The 21,450-nt window shown below is 32.4% G+C and carries 16 protein-coding genes; 6 read left to right on the top strand and 10 right to left on the bottom strand.

Features of this window, described 5'->3' with window-relative positions; translation table 11 throughout:
• Positions 1-2: 2 nt before the first annotated feature.
• Genes C1S72_RS13770 through C1S72_RS13750 form a run of 5 tightly spaced genes read right to left on the bottom strand, consistent with a single transcriptional unit; the run spans position 3 to position 6,034 of the window.
• On the bottom strand, positions 3-1,433 hold the full coding sequence (locus C1S72_RS13770; RefSeq protein ID WP_104736312.1) for an MBOAT family O-acyltransferase: 1,431 nt from the start codon (positions 1,431-1,433) through the stop codon (positions 3-5).
• Between the two features lie 2 nt (positions 1,434-1,435).
• Positions 1,436-2,584, bottom strand: coding sequence for a glycosyltransferase family 4 protein (locus C1S72_RS13765; protein ID WP_104736311.1), 1,149 nt, complete (start codon positions 2,582-2,584; stop codon positions 1,436-1,438).
• The gene (locus C1S72_RS13760) at positions 2,581-3,573 is read right to left on the bottom strand and encodes a polysaccharide deacetylase family protein (protein WP_162919996.1); all 993 of its coding nucleotides are present in this window, start codon (positions 3,571-3,573) and stop codon (positions 2,581-2,583) included. Before C1S72_RS13760 ends, C1S72_RS13765 begins: the two co-directional genes overlap by 4 nt.
• A 3-nt stretch (positions 3,574-3,576) precedes the next feature.
• Positions 3,577-4,596, bottom strand: coding sequence for a GNAT family N-acetyltransferase (locus C1S72_RS13755; protein ID WP_104736309.1), 1,020 nt, complete (start codon positions 4,594-4,596; stop codon positions 3,577-3,579).
• A complete protein-coding gene (locus C1S72_RS13750; RefSeq protein ID WP_104736308.1) occupies positions 4,580-6,034 on the bottom strand; it encodes a lipopolysaccharide biosynthesis protein in 1,455 nt (484 codons plus the stop codon). The genes C1S72_RS13755 and C1S72_RS13750 overlap by 17 nt, the downstream gene beginning before the upstream one ends.
• A 238-nt stretch (positions 6,035-6,272) precedes the next feature.
• Between C1S72_RS13750 and C1S72_RS13745 the strand changes: the two genes are divergently transcribed.
• The 5 genes from C1S72_RS13745 to C1S72_RS13725 all read left to right on the top strand — a co-directional run bounded on the left by C1S72_RS13745 (position 6,273) and on the right by C1S72_RS13725 (position 13,045).
• Positions 6,273-9,824: a T9SS type A sorting domain-containing protein gene (locus tag C1S72_RS13745; protein WP_162919995.1), complete on the top strand. Its 3,552-nt coding sequence runs from the start codon at positions 6,273-6,275 to the stop codon at positions 9,822-9,824.
• Positions 9,825-9,961: 137 nt separating this feature from the next.
• Positions 9,962-10,141 (top strand): hypothetical protein, encoded by a 180-nt coding sequence (locus C1S72_RS13740; RefSeq protein ID WP_317045767.1) that lies wholly within the window; start codon positions 9,962-9,964, stop codon positions 10,139-10,141.
• Between the two features lie 2 nt (positions 10,142-10,143).
• Complete coding sequence (locus tag C1S72_RS13735) at positions 10,144-11,277, top strand: phosphoenolpyruvate carboxykinase (ATP) (protein ID WP_104736305.1); 1,134 nt, start codon at positions 10,144-10,146, stop codon at positions 11,275-11,277.
• A gap of 28 nt (positions 11,278-11,305) precedes the next feature.
• A complete protein-coding gene (locus C1S72_RS13730; protein WP_104736304.1) occupies positions 11,306-12,337 on the top strand; it encodes a nucleotidyltransferase family protein in 1,032 nt (343 codons plus the stop codon).
• A gap of 129 nt (positions 12,338-12,466) precedes the next feature.
• A complete protein-coding gene (locus C1S72_RS13725) occupies positions 12,467-13,045 on the top strand; it encodes a hypothetical protein (protein WP_162919994.1) in 579 nt (192 codons plus the stop codon).
• A gap of 76 nt (positions 13,046-13,121) precedes the next feature.
• On the opposite strand, the gene C1S72_RS13720 is transcribed toward C1S72_RS13725, so the two are convergent.
• The 5 genes from C1S72_RS13720 to C1S72_RS13700 all read right to left on the bottom strand — a co-directional run bounded on the left by C1S72_RS13720 (position 13,122) and on the right by C1S72_RS13700 (position 20,758).
• On the bottom strand, positions 13,122-15,389 hold the full coding sequence (locus C1S72_RS13720) for an aconitate hydratase (protein ID WP_104736302.1): 2,268 nt from the start codon (positions 15,387-15,389) through the stop codon (positions 13,122-13,124).
• A 203-nt stretch (positions 15,390-15,592) separates the two neighbouring features.
• Positions 15,593-16,546, bottom strand: coding sequence for an AAA family ATPase (locus C1S72_RS13715; RefSeq protein WP_104736301.1), 954 nt, complete (start codon positions 16,544-16,546; stop codon positions 15,593-15,595).
• A gap of 2 nt (positions 16,547-16,548) precedes the next feature.
• On the bottom strand, positions 16,549-17,991 hold the full coding sequence (locus C1S72_RS13710; protein WP_104736300.1) for a peptidylprolyl isomerase: 1,443 nt from the start codon (positions 17,989-17,991) through the stop codon (positions 16,549-16,551).
• Positions 17,954-18,811, bottom strand: a complete 858-nt coding sequence (locus C1S72_RS13705) for a peptidyl-prolyl cis-trans isomerase (protein WP_230401665.1) — start codon at positions 18,809-18,811, stop codon at positions 17,954-17,956. The genes C1S72_RS13710 and C1S72_RS13705 overlap by 38 nt, the downstream gene beginning before the upstream one ends.
• Positions 18,812-20,758, bottom strand: a complete 1,947-nt coding sequence (locus tag C1S72_RS13700) for a peptidylprolyl isomerase (RefSeq protein WP_104736299.1) — start codon at positions 20,756-20,758, stop codon at positions 18,812-18,814.
• Positions 20,759-20,919: 161 nt separating this feature from the next.
• On the opposite strand from C1S72_RS13700, the gene C1S72_RS13695 reads away from it, so the two are divergent.
• A complete protein-coding gene (locus tag C1S72_RS13695) occupies positions 20,920-21,381 on the top strand; it encodes an SRPBCC family protein (RefSeq protein WP_104736298.1) in 462 nt (153 codons plus the stop codon).
• Positions 21,382-21,450 lie beyond the last annotated feature (69 nt).

Genomic DNA, 21,450 nt, shown 5'->3' with positions numbered 1-21,450 from the left:
GGTTAAAATTGGAAATAAATGAATGAATTAGCCTCATTTGGCATAAATAATATTATTAATAACAGTATTGACAAGTAAACTAATTGCCTAAATAATACTGGGTATCCCTCTAAAATTGCTAAAGGGTGTGCCCTTTTCCGACCAATCCATTCAACTAAAATCAAAATAACAGATAAACATAGTATAACGATTGGATAACGCAAAATCCCTTCATTACCATTTACTATTTGATATAAATAATTCATACTGTCTCCCAATGTTTCAGCCCTAAAAAATACCCAAGCAAACGTTGTCAATACAAACGTAGAAATTATCCCTAAAAACTCTCTTAATGATGGCAAACTAGAATTAACAGCTACAATATCCAAATATGTTCTATTCTTATTCATCAATATAAGCGGTAAAAAAAACAAGGCGTTAAGAAATCCCCAAATTATAAAGGTCCAATTTGCTCCATGCCAAAAACCACTAACCAAAAAAATCACAAATACATTTCTGATTTTCATTACAGTACCTCCTTTACTACCACCAAGTGGGATATATACATAGTCTCTAAACCATGTTGATAATGATATGTGCCAACGTCTCCAAAATTCGGCTATATCCCGAGAAAAATAAGGGTATGCAAAATTTTGCATAAGGTTAAAACCAAATAATTTTGCAGTTCCGATAGCAATATCTGAATATCCAGAAAAATCACCATAAATTTGAAAGGCAAATAGTAACATGCCAAAAATTAGCGTTATAAAACTAAAGTCTTCAGGAGCATCAAACACTTGATTTACAAAAAGCGCACAATTATCGGCAATAACCATTTTTTTAAAAAATCCCCATAATATTTGTCTCATTCCATCAACTGCATAATCATATCGAAATTTCCTTTTAACTTGAAATTGCGGTAATAGATTTTTAGCACGTTCAATTGGGCCAGCAACTAATTGAGGAAAGAAGCTTACATAAGCAAAAAATTGAACAATATTATTAGTAGGATTGATTTTTCTTCTGTAAACATCAATAGTATAGCTCATGGTTTGAAACGTATAAAAACTTATACCTACTGGTAGGATAATCTGCAAAGAGGATAAATGCATGGTAATTCCAATAGATTCAAACGCTAATTTAAAATTCTCAATAAAAAAATTACTGTACTTAAAATACCCTAAAAGACCAATATTGACAATTACACTCAATGCCAAAAGAAGCTTTCTTTTATTTATTGTTTTTGATTTATCAATTTGTAATCCAACATTATAATCAACTAGTGAGCTAAAAGCTATTAAAGTCAAAAAACGCCAGTCCCACCAACCATAAAAAATGTAACTTATAATTAACAAAAATAAATTCTGCCAATTCAATTTTCTATTGAAAGCAAACCAATAAAGCAAGAATACTATTGGTAAAAATATTAAGTATTCAAATGAATTAAATAACATACTTAAACTACTGATTTATAAACAGCTCTTGTTTGAACTGCTATATTTGTCCATGTAAGTTGGGATACAGATTTTTTAATATCAGTTTTAATTGTTTTTAAATATTCTCTTTCCTCGTATAGATGCATGATTAGGTCAGCCAATTCACCTGGAGTTTCTTTCGTCATAATCCAACCTGTTTTATTCTTTTCGATAACATCAGAAACACCATGTTTCTGCCCAATAATTATTGGCAAGCCACAAGCTAGTGCATCTGTGGCTGCACCACTAAAAGCTTCAACATAAGATGTAGTAATATATAGGTCCGATGACCTGTACCAATTTATTAGATCAGCATATGGTGGGTTCAAATTATCTGCATTAGATTTAGGAATTCTACCAGGTAAAACAATCTTATCTGTAACATCATATTTAGAAGCTAATTCAGCTAGATTGGTCTCTGGACCAACACATACACATTTGATTTTTTTTACGGCCTTTAATTTTTGTAATGCTTGAAATAGTAAATCCATCCTTTTTACAGAACTATTTCTACCTACTGATATTAATACAAAATCCTCTTCTGACAAATTATGACTCGGTCTCTGGTTGATAAAATTTATCTCTTTAATTTTATCAATTAAGATTCCATTGTGTATGACTTCAATTTTATTCGGGTCTGCTCCCAAATCAACCATGTTTTGCTTATTTATTTGACTTACAGCAATTAATTTGTCTGAATTCTTAATAGTATATTTTAATTTTTTCATTAAATCTGGGTAAAGCTGTGCACCATAATCAATCTCTTCAACCACCTGAACATCAGCGCCTCTTGAATGCGCGATAACTGGCAAACCTTTAGTTTTTCCCAATTTAACCGCAGTAAAACCTCCGCCATGCAGCATGGGCCCATGAAGCACATTTACTTTTTCTTCGTTAATCATTTTTAAGCGATTTTGTTTTAAGAGCCAAGGCGTAAAACGCCAAAAACTCTTTGACCGATAACAATTATAGGGATATTCAAAATCTTTTGGTACTTCTGGTAATGTTGCACAAGCTACTGAAGCAGTTACATCATTCAAGTTATTTAGACTTAAAACTAAATTATGGACGGCGTACTCCATACCGCCAAGTCTCGGATAATGATTATTCATAATAAATCCAACTCTCATGAGGTATAATGCTTATTAATTTCAGACATACCAATTAAAGAAACATCCATTTCTTTTGTTAACCATTCTAAATAAGAATCCAATCTATTAATAATTTTATTCATGTTTTCTAGCGTCATACTATATGGACTCATACCTAATTCAAATTCATTACTATGAAACATCATACATAAAAAAACATTCTTTTCATTAGAAAGCTTTAAGAAATCTTGCGTTAATACTTTCATTTCCTCAACATTAGAGTAAGTAGGTCTTAACCATTTTGGCTTAGAAAACCTTGTAGTATAATTGAATAAAATATGCTGGTAAGATGTATTTAGTTTTATTTTTCTTTTTATTGATAAAGGAACTTTTGATAGCGTTCTATTCATTAACGAAACTGGCACCTGTAGTATACGCATGTCCCCTTCTTTTCTAAAATCTTTATAAGATGGATAGTAAGGCTGGTAGGGTGATCCAAAAAAATTAACAGAATTACCATTTTTGTTATTCCATTGTAAATCTGGTGTTACTGAACTATCCACAGTATATCCTAAATCCTCTAAAAATCTCAACGAATACTTACTTATCCCAAAACGACCTGCTCTAAATGACAGCGGTTGATAACCAAATGTGTCACTAAATAATGTGGTTAAATTTTTAAGTTTTTCCTTTTCAATATCGGGCTTAAAATCACTTTGGTAGTGCTTAGTATTATCAGCATTAAAATTTGCTTCTGGTTCAATAAATTCTGAATGTAAATGTGTTCCTAACTCAACCTTATTTCCAAAGCTTTTAAAAATCTCAACAGATTTTGAATCTTGAATAACTTCAGGGCTTAACAAATAGGTTGCTTTAACATTATATTTCTCAAATATAGGTTGCAAGTTTTTCACAACCCCATTATAAATATTAATAAAGGATAATGGCTGTTTAACTCTCCATTTAGCACCTTTATCACATTCAGTATCTATGGTAACTGACAAGTATATTTTTTTACTTTTGCTCAAAATCTATTCGTTTTTGTCTATACGCATATAGTGCATATTTTTTAAGTCACTATCTAAAAACAGTTTATTTTCTCCCACATACTTCAATAAGGTCTTTATATTATGCTGTGAAAGATTAAAGCCATTCTCATTAAAAACACTTTTGGTTTCATCAAAATTATTTCTGATTACATTGATGTGCTTTACTCCTTTGTTACGCCAGGCTAAATCAACAATATATTGTAGTAACTTATTCATGTGATGGCTATGACCTTTGGTAAATAAAAAGTCTACTATGTAAATTTTGCTAGTACTCAATTGTAAAACTGTCGCAGCTCTCAAAACCTGATCTTCATCATAAGTTCCCAATATAGTATATTCACCTTCCGGTTTATCTAAACGCCATTTTAAGTGTGAAAGTGATTTATCAAAATAAATATCAAATTTTCCCTTATTTGAATTTATGAAAGCATGATAATCTACTAAATCAATTTCTTTAACCGATGTCTTACTTCCATTTATTTTCAACCCTTTGATTTTATAGATGATACTATTAACAATGTTGATTGGTTTAAGAAGATTATGGCCAAATCGTATTCGTTTTTGAGCTTTAAAGGTGGAGAAAAAATCCTGATAGCCTAATTTCATTAATGCTCTCCTTGATTTCTCATTTCCAGTACTGTAAACAAAACTGACGTCAATAGTTTTGGAATGTGATACGCATTTATTAAGCATCCGTTCAAAAATGCCATAACGTCTGTAATCTTTATGTGTTGCTCCATCACATAACAATGCAAATCTCAAGTCTTTTCCAGAAACAACTATTTTATTCACAATCATTTGTATGGTCGCAACGCATAACTTCTTATCATAAATACAAAATGTGTATTCCTCTACTTCGTATTCTTTATCAAGATTATGTTTCCATCTGTAATATTCAGTTGATTTACTAAAATTACTCTGTAAAAGTTCCAAAAACATTGAAACTTCTTTTTTAGAACTTTTATCTAATAATTGAATAATATAATTACTTTCTTTTTCCAATCCTCTCTTTTTTAAATAATCGTATTCTATTTAATAAATCCATGAATAATAGTTTCTCGAAAAAATACAATAGCACAACAAACAATAATAAACCAATTACTAATTGTATTGAAAGTGCAATTGGAGAAATAATTTCTATAAAATTGATGCTATAAACACATACAAAAATAATGATTGACATGATTATTGCCGATTTGACAGCTAACAAGGCACCGTTTTTGTAATCAATAATACGATTAAAGTAATAAGCTGTATAAATCCAACCGAATAAGGCACCTAGCAAATAACCAGTTATCAATCCGTAAATACCATAATCCTGCATTAAAAAATACATTATTGGCAACGAACACACCACCTCAACAATTGTTGATATAAAGATAACTCGTGACTTTCCTTTTGCTATAATGGCACTTCTTAAGATATGTGAGAGACCTCTTAACAACCCTACTACTGCTAAAATCATTAAGTAATTACCTGCCTCCTGCCACTTTGTGCCATAAAAAGTTGGTATTAAATTATTACTAATAGCCATTAACATGACCATAAAAGGAATAAAAAGAATGGAGGTTAAGTTAAGTGCTTTAATATAATTACTTCTAAACTTTTCAACTTGGTATTGAAGCTTTGAAAACCCAGGGGTAAGAACACTTGTCAATACCGACTGGATTTTAGTAGCAGGTACTATAGCTAAATTATAGGCTATATTAAATAATCCCATAATTTCTTTACCTAAATAACGACCGGTTAAAAGACCAATCATATTTTCAGCAAAAAAATACACGATATGAGCACCAAGCATATTAATCCCGAAGTTAAAAAATGGTTTTATACCTTTAAATTCCGGTTTAGAAGGCAACCATTTTCCAAAATAAAATGATAACGCTCCAAAAATGATTCTTTGAATTATCAATCGCCAAACCAACGACCAAACACCAAAACCATAAAATGCCATAATTATCGCAATGATATTGGATATAACCATTGAAGATATTTCAGCTATTGAGAACCCTTTAAAATCCATTCGCTTTTTCAAAAGAATGTTAGGAAATTGAAACGTTTGTAACAGTATAACAAATCCTAAAACTTGAATAATAGGCTTTAATCCGGGTTCTTCAAAAAATGACGCAGCAAAACCAGATCCGAAAACAACAATAGCCGTTAAGAGAGTATTTAAAGCAAGTTGAATATAAAATATAGCAGAAATTTGGCCTTTAGTAATTTCTTGACTTTGAATAATAGCTGCACCAAAACCAATACTTGTTAATGCCTTCACAAAACGATTAACAATTAGTGCCATGGCAACCAAACCAAAATCACCTCTTGTTAATAAACGAGCCAGCACTATGGTAAACACAATCTGAAGAACTTGTTGTGCTATATCTGCACTACCTCTCCAAGCCAATCCACTAAAAACTTGTTTTTTTAATGTTTTTTGCAATGTGGTTACTAATGATTTTTAGTTAGTGAGAAACTCAAATTCGAAATTTGACACAAATATATTTCATTTATTCATTCAACAACACCCATTCATCGATAATATTATGCTCTTTCACAACTATTCTTAACGTTATTTAAATCTGGCTTTAATTAGTTACGTACTTTTATTACCTTTGAGTATTAAATTGCCTATGGTGAAGGTTTACCTCATCATTAATAGGATATTAATAAAAGCTATTATGAAAAAAATCTACTATTTATTATCTACATTACTTTTAACTTGTTTTTGTTACAGTCAATCAGTAATTGTAACAATTGATAGGGAAAACGGTCCTGGACCTACTGCTACTGGAAATGTGGGCACCATCTCTTCAATGGGTTTAACAAGAGGTTCAGGCATAGAACAAGCAGGCACACCTGATTTTGCTTCGAGACTATGGAATGCGAATAACAGACCTCAAGCTCAAGCCAATAATGAATACATTCAATGGTCAGTTACTGCAAGTGCTAACAACAGTATAAATATTAATCAAATTGAATTTAAATTAAGACGTACCGCTGATGGTCCAGCAAATTTTAGATTGTACTACAGTACCAATAATTTTGCGACTAATGGAATTCCGGTTAGCAGTAACACTAGCCTTCCGGCGGAAACAGATACCACCTACAGTTACAGTGGTTTAAATATAGTCTCTGGAACTGGACAAACCATCACTTTTAGACTCTATGCGTGGAATGCATCTGATACTAGTGGTTTTTTAAGATTTAGGTCAACTATTTTTTGGGCAGATTACGGTATAGACTTCCCTGGTATACGCCTTTTTGGGAATGTTATTGTTACTACTCCCAACAGTATAGAATCCAATATTGTTACTTCAGCAGTTTTCAACCCTGCTGACAATATTAATTACCAATTGTATAATACTACATCTGGCCTTACAACGTCCAACTCGATTAAGATTGGAGAATTTGTGATTCAAGATGGTGGTGATGACCTAAATGACCCTGATACTTTACCAACAATTTTAGAGGATTTGGAATTTAATATTGGTGGTTATGAAAATCTAGCCGCTTTAGCTGTTTTTGATGGCCTAACAAATGTTGGTGAAACAACTATCAATAGTGATACGGCATCGTTTACAGGTCTTAATGGAGGTAGCGGTATTAGTACTCCAGATAATAGCTCAAAAACCTTCAGTGTGTACGCTACTTTTAATAGTACAGTAACAGACAACGACCAAATACAACTTGCTATAACTGCTGCCTTGGCAGATGCAACTAACGGATCCTCATTTTTTCAATTTGATGCAGGAGGTGCTGTCACACCAATTGATGGAGACGATAATAGAATTGAAGTGACGGCTTCAGAAATAATATATGTTCAACAGCCTTCAGATGTTAATCAATTTGAAGTAATGGCTCCATACCCAGCAATCAATGCCATTGATTCAAATGGTAATTTGGATGTTGATTTTAATGATATAATCAGTGTCACAGCTACGGGACCTTTAGATCCTCCTTTAATTTCTTACAGTATAATTAATGGTATTGGTGTTTTTGATACCATAGCATTTTCTGACCAAGCTACAGGAGTTACATTATTAGCAACCCCAACAGTATTGCCAGCTATAATTAGCGATACATTTAATATTCTAGGTCCTATAGTTACAATAGCTATTCAAGATTTTGACATGTCATCTCCTGAATGGACATATACTAGTGATGTAGCATTTTTTGATAATGGTTGGGGGATAGATGGCTATTTTGGACCTATTGATATCGACAGTGCTGCACCTCTAGATTACCAATTATTTTCCAATAATATTTTAGGTGAAAATGACTTAGATGATGAGGGTGACAATGGTACAGTTGATTTTGCGACAATTACATTTGATGATATAGACATAAGTATGTTTGATAATGTGCAAGTTCGTTTTGATTGGCAAGTTATTGGTTATGCAAATTCAACTGATGATGCCAAATATGAAATTTTCTATGATGATGTTGGGCAAGGAGAAGTATATTTATTAGATGGTTTTGTAGATTTTGAGAACGATTCTGGTTCTGTGTTAGTTAATGTTCCTGACAGCGTAGATACAGTAAGCTTAGTGCTCAAGATAAGAGATGATGGAACAAATGCCTATTCTGGCTTCGACAACTTTAAAGTAGTTAGTGTTTTTGATGGTCTTATTTATGCCAATAATTCCTGGACACCATATGCTCCATCTGACGTTACAGGCCTTGAAAATGCGTATGTAAGAGATGGTAACTACATTGTAGGAACAGATATTGAACTAGACAATTTGTTTATTGAAGCTGGTGCTATTGTGAATGTTTCTGAAGGACAATCCATTCTAGTCAATAACAATATTTACAATGGAGGCCTTTTACAATTAAACTCAATTTCAACAAGCTTTTCCAGTTTAATTGTTGATGGTGAATCTTATGGAACAGTAAGATATAGTCGATATACAAATCAAAATGCTGCTTCTGGAGGTAATGATTTGGTTTCTTCACCTGTTACAGGGCAAACGTTTAGTGATTTTGCTGTAGAAAATATCAACTTATATGAAAATCCGACCAACCCAACAGAAAAATTATTCGGGCCTTTTGATAAAGTTACAGGTTTATACTTAACTTATGATACAGCTATCCCTGCTGAAGCAGCCGTAGTTCTTGAACCAGGAATTGGTTACAGAGCTGCAACTAGCGATGGTAGTAATTTAGATTTTACTGGAACAATAACAACAGGATCTCTAGATGTTCCAATTGTTATAGCAGGACCTAATAACCCTGAATGGAACCTAATTGGAAACCCATACCCATCTTACTTATCATTATCTGATTTTTTAGCTATTAACAATTCATTATTCGATACTGAAAGTTCTGGAATATATGGATACGATGGTAATGCTTCTGATGGCTGGACTATTTGGAATCAAGCATACTCTGATGCCAATCCAGGGGCAGTACTTACTCCTGGTCAAGGATTTTTTGTTGCATCAGCTGTGGCAAGTGGAACGGTGTCCTTTACACCCGATATGCGATTAAATGGAAATTCAGATGATTTCATACCCGGAAGACTATCTAATCCAGAACCAATTGAACATTTAAAAATCCAACTTTCAAGTAATAACCAATCCTACAATACCGATTTTTACTTTACAGACAACGCTACTTTAGGTTTGGATTCGGGTTATGATGCTAGTATCTTTGGTGGTGTTGCACCAAGTTTTTCAATTTACTCACATTTATTAGAGGAGAATGTTGAACGCGACTATGCTATTCAGTCATTAGGATATTCAGATTTTTCAGATGTAACAATTCCGTTGGGAATTAACGCTAATCAAAATCAAGAAATTACTATATCAATTGTAGAATCTACATTACCAGAAAGCGTTGATGTATATTTAGATGATACAGTTGCCAATACGGCCACTTTATTGAATAATGAAGACTACACTATCACGCCTTCAGTGGATTTAAATGGAACAGGTCGTTTCTTTTTAAGGTTTTCTGATGCTTCTTTATCAACCGATGAGTTTATTGATAGTAACAATATTCAAATTTTTGCAACTATCAATCCTAAAAGTTTGTTTGTTAAAGGAACTTTGGATAGTCCAACGGTCATTAAAATTTATGACATGCAAGGACGGTTAGTATTGAATACTAATTTGAATACTTCTAGCAACTATAATCAAATTGACCTGTCTAATTTACTTTCAGGAGTTTACAGCGTTTCATTATCAAACAAAACTCTATCAAAAACAGAAAAAATAATTATTAAATAATTATATGTCAGCACATTAATTAATGTAAACAATTTATTATGTAAATTAATGTGCTGATTGTTTAATTAAAAACTATTAAGCTCGTATAATTTATTTATTTTTGAAATGATTTATATATTTGTAACATGAACAAAAAAATGTCCAAAAACCAAATAACACGTAAAGAAGCGTTAAAAAAGATGGGGAAATACGCAGCTATTACTGCAGTGGGTACATTTTTAATTTTAAGCCCCAAAAAAGCACATGCCACATCACCTCCTGATCCAGGTGGAGGATTTGGTAGAGAAAGTAATCCTGAAGATTTATTTGAAGAATAATTTTGAATAATTATATAGCTCCTGAACTAGTTAAAACAATAAATGGAGTCAATATTTTATGGTTTGAAAGTTCAAACAAATATATTTTGATGGATGATACTAACCTATCTCTATTAAATTACTTTTTAGATAGTTCAAATAGGCAAGAATTTACAAAACGTCTTACCAAATCACTCTTTATATCCGAAGAAACCTCATATAGTGTTTATGAGGATTTAAAACAGCTTTTATTACAATGTAACAGCCTTCCAAACGAAGCATTAAAGTCTGAAATTCCACTTGAAACATTTCAATTTACTGAAACAGTTACTTATCAAATAAAAAACAAACTATTAGAAGTTTGTTTTAGCAATGACTTAATTAAACAATTAATCCATCCACAGTTTAAACACCTTGAACACAAAACCACACAAAAGGCTGACTTTACATTTCATGTAGCATCCAAAGATAATTTACTGTATTTATTTACTAATAGAATTCATTGTGAACCATTTAAAAAGTCTGACACCCACTTACTTCAAGGTAAATTTGCCATGGAATTACTTTGTTTAATAACCAACAGACATGAAGACGACTGGTTAGGTACATTCCATGCATCCACAATTTCTAATGATAAAGAAGCAGTAATGCTGCTTGGTGAATCTGGTAAAGGAAAAAGCACGCTGTCGGCTATATTAATGCACAATGGCTTTAATCTTATTGCTGATGACTTCACACCAGTCTTAGCCAAAACCCAATCTATTTATGCTTATCCCTCTGCCATATCCATTAAAGAAGGATCGTTTAAGGTTATAGAAAATTATATAGATGACTTTAACGATATTAAAGCAATTAAAAACCATACAACTAAAGGAAAAATTAAATACATCACGCCGTTAAACAAACTAGGCTTAAATAATATACCTTGCTACAAAATGGTACTAGTTAATTACCAAAAAGATGTACCTACTACTATTGAAAAAGCACCTATTGAATCAGTCTTAGAAACATTGATTCCAGATTCTTGGCTTTCACCTAAAACCGAAAATGCTAAACTTTTTTTAAATTGGCTAGAAAAAATCACTTTTTACAAACTCACTTATTCCAATAATAACGAAGTTATTGATATATTTAAAAATGAGTTACTTACTAATTAGTATCCGTTTATAGAACACGTTTATTTTTATGGCATCATTACACGAAACGTATAAATACATTGCTGATATTATTAGTTTTAAAAGTGATTTAGCTCAACTACAAGATAATATAACTTCCAAAAGGATAGACTGGAGCGATATTGTTAAAGTTGCGAGTGATCATTTGGTTTTAACAACAGTTTATTGTCGCTTAAAAGACAAGTCTCTATTACAATATCTTCCAGAAGACCTTAAAGATTATTTAACTGAATTAACAACCATAAATAGAAACAGAAATGACGTCCTCCTAGAAGACATTACAGAAATCTCTAAATTATTTTCTACAAATCATATTAACCATGTTTTTTTAAAAGGTGCTGCATTAATCATATCTGGTTATTACGAAGACTCTGGTGAACGCATGATAGGAGATATTGATATTTTAGTTGAAAGGTCTCAAGTTAACCTAGCTAAAAAGCTTCTTATCACAATGGACTATCTTCCTGGCGACATACTATTGAGCGAAAAATATCAAGACAAACGACATATTCCAAGACTTGTAAACAAAATAAAACTAGCTCCTATTGAAATTCATACTGAACTACTAAAGAAAAAACACCTTAACAAATTAAGTTCAAAGGATGTTTTAATTAAAAAACAGTATGTTAATGGAGTTTTTGTGCCTCATGCTAGCCATCTTTTGAATCATTGCATATTAAGTTTTCAAATTAATGATAATGGTAATTACTTCAACTCTATACATTTAAAAAACATCTATGATAGTTTAGTAATAACAAAAAAGCATCAAAGTCTAGCAATTCAATTGCATGACAATGCCTATCAAAAATTTTTCCTTTTTAGTTCAATATATTTTCAAGATATTCAAAAGCCCAATCAAACTCTTAAAAACAAAATACTATCAATATGCTTTGTTCTCAATACACAGAATAATACCATAGGCTTAATTAATACTCATTTCTTAAAAAACATCTTAAATATGAAAGTATTAATAAATAGATTTTTATTGTTTTTAAAGGATAAAAATTATAGAGCGGATTTAATACAATCGTTAAAGCAATGAAGTTTTTGTTTATTTCTTATTGTAGAATGTTATCTAAAGAGAGCTTTGCTAGAAATTCATTTTTATTATCCGAAATTTAATTTGATAATGTTTTAATTAATCTTATTTTTACTCTTAAATACATAATTTATGAATAAATATGTTTTTATAGGATTCTTTTTTATATCCTCATTAATGTCTTCTCAATCTATCAATTTGGACACAGATGTTCCATGGACTATTGGGGTTGGTGTGAACATTGTTGATAACGATGGTTTTAGATTTGATGATCCATTTGATGCAGATAATTGGAATTTTAAAAATCCTTTATCAATAAATGTTGAAAGAAAATGGCGTGATTTTTTTTCTACTAATCTTGCAATTACACTGAATAAGCTTACAAAAGATAATAAGCAAAACAACGGTTATTTAACAGAATCTAGTAATTTGTTTGCTGTTGATTTAACAGGACGTTTCATATTTGATCAATATATATGGGAACAAAACCCTAGGATAGATCCTTTTGAAGGTTACGTTCTTGCTGGATTTGGCTATACATCAGTATTAAGCAAAGACAGTATGATGTTTGATGTTGGTTTAGGTTTTAACTTTTGGTTGTATGAAGATATAGGTATTAGATTACAAACTATGGGTAAATTTGGATTCAATGACTATCAATATCTAAAGAATTATATTCAACACACTGCAGAATTTATTATTAGGTTCTAACTAAATATAAGGTTTAAATAAAAAAAGCTCTTGACATTTTTCAAGAGCTTTTTTTTTGTGAATTAGTTACTACTTATTATGACGCTGCATTTTCTTTTTTAATTAAGTTCAATGCAGAACCTTCATTATACCAATCTATTTGAGCTTGATTGTAAGTATGATTTGCTTTAATAACATCTTTAGTCCCATCAGCATGTACAAATTCAATGGTTAATGGTTTATCAGGTGAAAAAGTATCTAAATCCAAGAAATTAATGGTATCATCCTCTTGAATTAAGTCATAATCACTTTCATTAGCAAAAGTTAAGCCTAACATTCCTTGCTTCTTCAAATTGGTTTCATGAATCCTTGCAAATGACTTAACTATAACCGCAGCGACACCCAAATGTCTAGGCTCCATAGCTGCATGCTCACGAGAAGAACCCTCTCCATAATTATGATCTCCTACAACTACCGAATATATACCTTTTGCTTTGTATTGACGAGCCACATCTGGAACGCCTTCATAATCTCCTGTGAATTGATTTTTTATAAAATTCGTTTTCTTATTAAAAGCATTAACAGCTCCAATTAGCATGTTATTAGATATATTGTCTAAATGCCCTCTGAATCGCAACCATGGTCCTGCCATTGAAATATGATCCGTTGTACATTTGCCAAACGCCTTGATTAATAACTTAGCTCCTTTTATTTCATTCCCAATAGGCTCAAAAGGTGTTAAAAGTTGTAAACGTTCAGAAGTTGGGCTTACGCTTACTTCAACATGGCTACCATCAGCAACTGGTTCAACATAACCAGCATCTTCAACATCAAAACCAAGAGGTGGTAACTCAATACCTTTAGGCTCATCAAGCTTAACTTCTTGTCCTTCCTCATTGATTAATGTGTCATTCATGGGATCAAAGTCCAAACGACCTGAAATTGCTATTGCAGCAACCATTTCTGGTGAACCTACAAACGCATGCGTATTGGGGTTTCCATCTGCACGTTTTGAGAAATTTCTGTTAAAAGAATGAACAATGGTATTCTTTTCCTCACCTTTTAAATCACTTCTATCCCACTGTCCAATACAAGGTCCACAGGCATTTGTAAATATAGTAGCATCTAAATCTTCAAATATCTTTAATATACCATCACGTTCAGCAGTAAACCTAATTTGCTCTGAACCTGGATTGATTCCAAAATCAGACTTCGCCTTTATTTTTTTATCAACGGCTTGTTTAGCAATAGACGCTGCACGCGTTAAATCTTCATAAGATGAATTGGTACAAGAACCTATTAAACCCCAATCAACTTTTATAGGCCAATCATGTTTTCTGGCTTTAGCTCCCAACTCTCCAACAGGCGTGGCTAAATCAGGCGTAAATGGTCCGTTTAAATGTGGGCGTAATGTGTCTAAATCGATTTCAATCACTTGGTCAAAGTACTCTTCCGGATTTGCATAAACGGCGTCATCACCAGTTAAATATTCTCTTATTTTATTGGCTTCATCAGCAATTTCACTCCTATCTGTCGCTCGCAAATAACGCTCCATAGAATCATCATAACCAAAAGTAGAGGTAGTAGCACCAATCTCGGCACCCATGTTACAAATTGTTCCTTTTCCCGTACAGGAAAGATTTTTAGCTCCTGGTCCAAAATATTCAACAATAGCTCCAGTACCACCCTTTACAGTAAGGATACCTGCTACTTTTAAAATCACATCCTTGGCAGAGGTCCAACCATTGAGCTTACCAGTTAATTTAACACCAATAAGTTTTGGGAATTTTAATTCCCAAGCCATACCAGCCATCACATCAACTGCATCAGCTCCTCCAACTCCTATGGCAACCATTCCTAAACCACCAGCATTTACTGTATGAGAATCAGTACCAATCATCATACCTCCAGGAAATGCATAATTCTCTAAAACTACTTGATGAATAATTCCTGCTCCTGGTTTCCAAAAACCAATACCATATTTATTAGAAACAGATGCTAAAAAATCAAATACTTCATTACTGGTTTCATTAGCGCGTTTTAAATCGGCAGCAGCACCTTGTTTTGCTTGAATTAAATGGTCACAATGAACCGTAGTTGGAACGGCTACTTTAGATTTTCCAGCTTGCATAAATTGCAATAATGCCATTTGTGCAGTAGCATCTTGACAAGCAATGCGATCTGGAGCAAAGTCTACGTAATCTTTACCTCTTACAAAGGCTTTTGTAGGATTTCCATCCCATAAATGTGAGTATAAAATCTTTTCAGAGAGTGTTAAAGGTTTACCTACAATGTCACGCGCTTTATCAACACGCTCTGCCATATTAGCGTAAACTTTTTTAATCATATCTACATCGAATGCCATAAATATCTATTTTAGGTTTGATTAATTTTTTTGAGTTTGGCAAAATTACAAATTTTAATAGACATTTAAAAATAATGTAATGAACTCCTTGTTTTAATGAGAATTATTCAATTTTAGCAAACGAAAACAAGTACAATTTATTAAAAACACATTTTTAGTGCTAAAAAAATAATAAATTAACAATAATTAAAAAATGAAAGAGACTAAAACAAGTCTTTTATAATTTGCTCTTCAGAAATACCTTCAGCTTCAGCTTTGTAGTTTTTTATAATTCTATGTTTAAAAATAGAATTGGCAACTGCTTGAACATTTTCAATATCTGGTGAAAACTTTCCATTAATTGCTGCATGAGTTTTTGCAGCAAGTATTAAATTTTGTGAGGCTCTTGGCCCTGCTCCCCAATCAATATAATTTTTAACCAACTCTGTTGCTTGCGGACTGTTAGGACGTGTTTTACCTGTCATTCTAACAGCATATTCAATAACATTATCAGCTACAGGAATGCGTCTTATTAAATGTTGAATATCTATAATTTCTTGAGCAGTAAATAGAGCATTTACTTTATTCTCAATATCTGTAGTAGTAGATTTAACGACTTGTACTTCTTCTTCAAAAGTCGGATAATCCAAATTAACAGCAAACATAAAACGGTCCAACTGGGCTTCTGGTAATGGATAGGTTCCTTCTTGTTCTATTGGGTTTTGAGTTGCTAAAACAAAATATGGTAAACTTAACTTATAATGATGACCAGCTACAGTTACTGCTCTTTCTTGCATAGCTTCCAATAAGGCAGCTTGAGTTTTAGGTGGCGTTCTATTAATTTCATCAGCCAAAATAATATTTGAAAAAATAGGTCCTTTTATAAATTTAAAGTTCCTGTTTTCATCCAATATTTCACTTCCTAATATATCACTTGGCATTAAATCTGGCGTAAATTGAATACGCTTAAAATCCAACCCTAAAGCTTGCGATATAGTGTTAACCATTAGGGTTTTGGCTAATCCAGGAACACCAATCAACAACGCATGTCCTCCAGAAAATATAGCAATTAAAATTTGATTTACCACCTCATCTTGACCAATAATTACTTTAGCAATTTCAGTTTTTAATGATTGATATTTTTTTACAAATCCCTCAATAGCAGCTACATCTGACATATTTAATTTTTTAACCAGTTTCCAGTAAATTCACAATCTCTATACTCGCCATTAATCTTAATGTAAGTATCCATTATTTTTTCTTCTTGCCATTTATCAATTGCCCGAAAACGTTTTTCATTTAACGCTAAATCCTTAATCTTCAAATAATCTCTTGAATAGTCTGCAACATGCTCATCAACACGATCACTTACTTTTAAAATTTGAAATTTTACATTACCAGTTTGACCACGATCCGTTTGTACCAAGCTAAGCTCACCTTCCTTTAAGTCTTGAATTTGACCATATAATTCTGGATCCATTTTCGTAAGCTCAAAATTATAGTCTTGAGTCACTGGATTAATCAAAAATCCTCCTTCACTCCTAGTTTCCTTTTCGTCACTAGACTCTCTAGCTGCATCCTCGAAACTGATGTCACCATCTACAATTCGTTGTCTTATTTTTACTAATTTTTCACGGGCTTCTTTTACAGCATCATCAGAAACCTTGGGTATTAACAGAATATGACGAACATCATATTCTTGTCCTCTTACTTTTTCTAAATAAATGATATGATACCCAAAATCTGTTTCGAATGGGTCAGAGATTTCTCCTTCTTGTAATGAAAAGGCTACTTCTCGAAATTCCTTTACCATTCTTGGCTGTTTTCTATTAAGCGTGTACAACCCACCTTGAGGTATAGACGCCTTATCATCTGAATACAAGACAACTTTAGACCTAAAACTAGCACCATTATCAAGAACATCTGCCTTGAACTGTTTTAATTGATTTATAACACGTTGTTTTTCTTCTTCTGAAACTTGAGGTTCTATAACGATTCGTGAAACCTTGAGTTCAGTGCCAAATGTTGGACGCTCGTCTTTTGGTATTTTATTAAAAAACTGTCTAACTTCTTCTGGTGTGACTTCAATTTCATCAATAATTTTGCTCTGCATTTCACTGGCTAGCTTATTACTTTTATTGATTTCATACATCTCATCCCTAAAGCTTTTTTCATCAGGTTTGTTATAAAACTCTAATAACTCCTCCATAGATTTACCTGATTGAGCTAAAAATTGCTGAATTTGATAATCTACATTTGAACGAATTTCAGCGTCTGAAACCTCAATACTATCCTGAATGGCATGATGAGCATAAAGCTTATCTTCCAACAACTTACCAAATAATTGACATCTGGTTACGCCTTCTAATGATGCTCCTTGTGCCTTAAGCTGTATTATGGTTCTATCAATATCAGAATCCAAAACTACATAGTCACCAACTACTGCAGCCACACCATCTAATTTTTGAGCACCTTCAGTAAGCACACTATCAACCTTTTTTTCAGGCTCCTTGACGTCATCTTCAATTATCTCTTGAGCTACCAAAACACTTGGAAGTATTATAGCTGCAAGAAACAAAAAGGTTTTAGTTATAAATTTCAAATTGTTTATTTTTAATAGCATCCTTTGTTATGTCTTTTTCTAATTCTTTTATGAGTTCTAATTTTCGCTTGTTTATGACTATTTGGTCAATGGTAGGTTTTACATATTCAAGCGGTGCCAAACTATTTCTTTCTAGCACATCTTTAATTTGCATCAAATATAATCCTAATGAATCTTTGAGTTGTATAAAATTAGATTTTTTTAACAATTCATTTTTATTTTCGGTAGTTACGGCTGGTATTTTTTTTATTGCTTGAGTTACCTTAATCCAAATGGAGTCATTCAATGAATAGGATTTAAATTGAATGGCAATAGAATCCAACTCCTTTTTGTCAGCTTCATCAAATCGTGTGAATTTGGTTTTTAAGTCTGGTAACTCAAACCTGTTCTCGTCAATATTAATGTACCTAAACTTTATAAGGTCTTCATTTAACTTAAATATGTCCTTATTTTCATTGTAATATGCTTCTGCTTCCTGCCAAGTTACCACTGTATCTAAATTCCTAGTCACTAATGCTTCAAGATAAGCCGTTGAATACAATTCATTCTTGTATTGTTGGGCTAAATCATCAAATCGTTTTAGTTTGTTGTCATTCAAATTTCGTTTAGCGCCATCTACAAGCAATTGCTCCGCTGCCCACTGATTGATAAAATTTGTTGCTCTAATAATACTGTCCTCTTCCGATATATTCTCTGTAAAAAGATGCTGCATATCCTCATGGTAAAGATAAACATCATTAACACGAGCAATGGGCTTTCGTTCATCTTCTTGTTTATAGAAATAATTACAAGAAGAAAAACAAATTACAGTCAATACAAACAGTAACAGATATCTTTTCAACTATTGATTTTTTATTTGATTTTTCACGTTCTCAAGAACCAATTCATTAATAACCACTGGATATTTCGCTTTGAGTACCTTAATCCAATTGGCTTCTTTATAAACTTGATAATCACTCATTATTTGCCCCTTTGCTTCCTCATATGCTTTTGGTTCTTTTGGCAAAACAGCATTTACTTTGGCCACAATATAGGCATCATTATGATTGTAAATTTTTGAAACACCAGTATGAAACTCAAAATCTTTTGGTAATGCCTGATGCTCTATATCCATAATTCCTGAAGTAAAAATAACATTCACGGTATCATCAGTATTCAAAGCTTTTTTAATGGCATCATCTGTTTCGCCATTTTCCAACATTTTTTTTACCTTCTTAATCGTGCTTTTGTTTGCCGATGATGCAACGGTAGCATCAACACGCTCATTCCAATGATAACTATCTTTGTTTTCGTTGAAGTATTTCTGTAATCCTATTGAATCGGATTTTGAAGCATTCCATATTTCCGTTTCCATTAAGTCAAACAACAACAGGCCATCTCTATACTCTGCCAAAATATGTGCAAAATCCTCATTCTCATTTTCAAGATTGTCTTCTTGATATTGTAATAAATTCATATTCAAGAAATCCTTGTATTGTTCTTCAACTAGAATATCTAATGGTTTTTTAGGGATGGATTTTCTTTGGCTTTTTATTAAATATTGCCCAAAATCGTCATAGGTAAGTATTAAATTATCAATCTTAACCAACTCTTTATCTTTATTAAAGTCCTCCGGTAACAACCATTTTCCAACAAAATAATCATTAGTCATTATAGTGGTAAAATAAGTTAATGCTGGCTGCTTGTAAGTGACTTTATAACGCTCCATCAAATTATTCACAAGTGAGGTATTAATCAACTGTGATCTTGAATCCTTCTTGACTTTCGCTTCCAATTCAGGCTTCATTTCTTCAAAAGACCCCACACTTTTCATATCGTGTAACTTAATAATATGCCAACCAAATTCCGTTTTAAAAGGCTGTGATACATCACCAATACTCTCGAGACTAAAGGCTTGTTCTTCAAATTCAGTTGAACTCAATTGCCCGCCACTAAAAGGCGCTAACTTACCTCCATTCTTTGCTGAACTCTTATCATCAGAAAATTGTTTAGCCAATGATTCAAATGACTCACCTTGCTCCAACTTGTTGTATATGTCATTAATTCGCGTTTGTGCAGCATTCTCATCACCATCATTAATACTAACCATAATGTGCGCTACGGTACGTTCACCTCTAGCTTTTCTGACATCATTAACTATGACAATATGATAACCAAATCGGGTTTTAAACGGCATGGATATATCCCCTACTGCTGTGTTGTAAGCAGCTGTTTCAAAAGGGTAAACCATTTTAAATCCGGTAAAGTACCCTAGGTTTTCAGCATAAATGGTTTGACCATTGTGAATATCCTTTTTCACCTCATCAAACCCTTCCATCGCAACACGATCCCTAAATTTCATCAATTGATTGTACGCTGCCAAAGTATCTTCGGGACTAGCATTCTCATTCAAACGTATTAAAATATGATCGGCATTAACCTCGTTAGAAACTCTGTCATATGCTTCAGCAACTAGCTCTTCGGTTACTTCAGAATCTGTTAAGTAATTTTTGGCCAATTGCTTTTTGTAATTGTTCAACTCTCTAACATACGATGGCTTGCTGTCCAATCCTTGCTCTTTAGCTTCTTTTAATTTAAGTTTATAATTGACAAACAATTTTAAATACTCATCAACATTCTTTTGAGATTCATCTTTAACTAGATCCAAATTCTTATTGAATATTCTAATAAATTCAGAAGCATAAACGGGTTCTTCAGCTACTGTAAACAAAATGTCTTTCTCAACGGTTTGAGCTTGTAAACTTCCCAAACAAAACACCAAAATTAAAGCGTAAATATATCTAGCCATAAGTCGTTATTGATTTTTATCAATTCATGCAAAAATAGTAATAATAGCCTTTAAAACAAGTTGTAATGACAAACGCTTTTTAAAGTTTTTTAGTATCGCTATAAAATGGCTTTATAGAATTTAAAAATACCGTATCTTTATTACTCAAATTGTGATACCATATGAAATATACCACAGAGATAATAGTGAATGTACCTCTCAAGGAATTCATCAAAAAATTAGACAACCCTGAAAACATGAAACACTGGCAACGAGGCTTAATTGATTATGATCATATTTCAGGTACACCAGGAGAAATAGGTTCAAAAATGAGATTAATCTACAAAATGGGAAAACGTGAAATGGAATTAATTGAAACCATCACATTTCAGGACTTTCCGCATGCGTTTCATGTAACTTATGATACAAAGGGCATGCACAATTTGCAGGAAAATTTTTTCGAAGAGATTGATGAGAACAGAACCAAATGGACGTCTAAAAGCGAGTTTTTACCAACCAACTTCATGTTGAGAATGATGACACTCATTATGCCAAGCGCCTTTAAGAAACAGTCTAAAAAGTATCTTGAAGATTTTAAGAATTTTGCAGAAAAAGGTGTTTCAGTCGCTCAAAAAAATAAATAAAAAAGCCTTCAATCCCCATCTTTTTTTTAACCAAAAACAATTGTTGGTTAACTTTCTTTTAGTATTTTT

The organism is Hanstruepera ponticola, assembly GCF_002940745.1.
GTDB classification, from domain to species: domain Bacteria; phylum Bacteroidota; class Bacteroidia; order Flavobacteriales; family Flavobacteriaceae; genus Hanstruepera; species Hanstruepera ponticola.
Note: the sequence above shows the minus strand (reverse complement) of the source record. Positions and strands in the feature narration are given on the sequence as shown.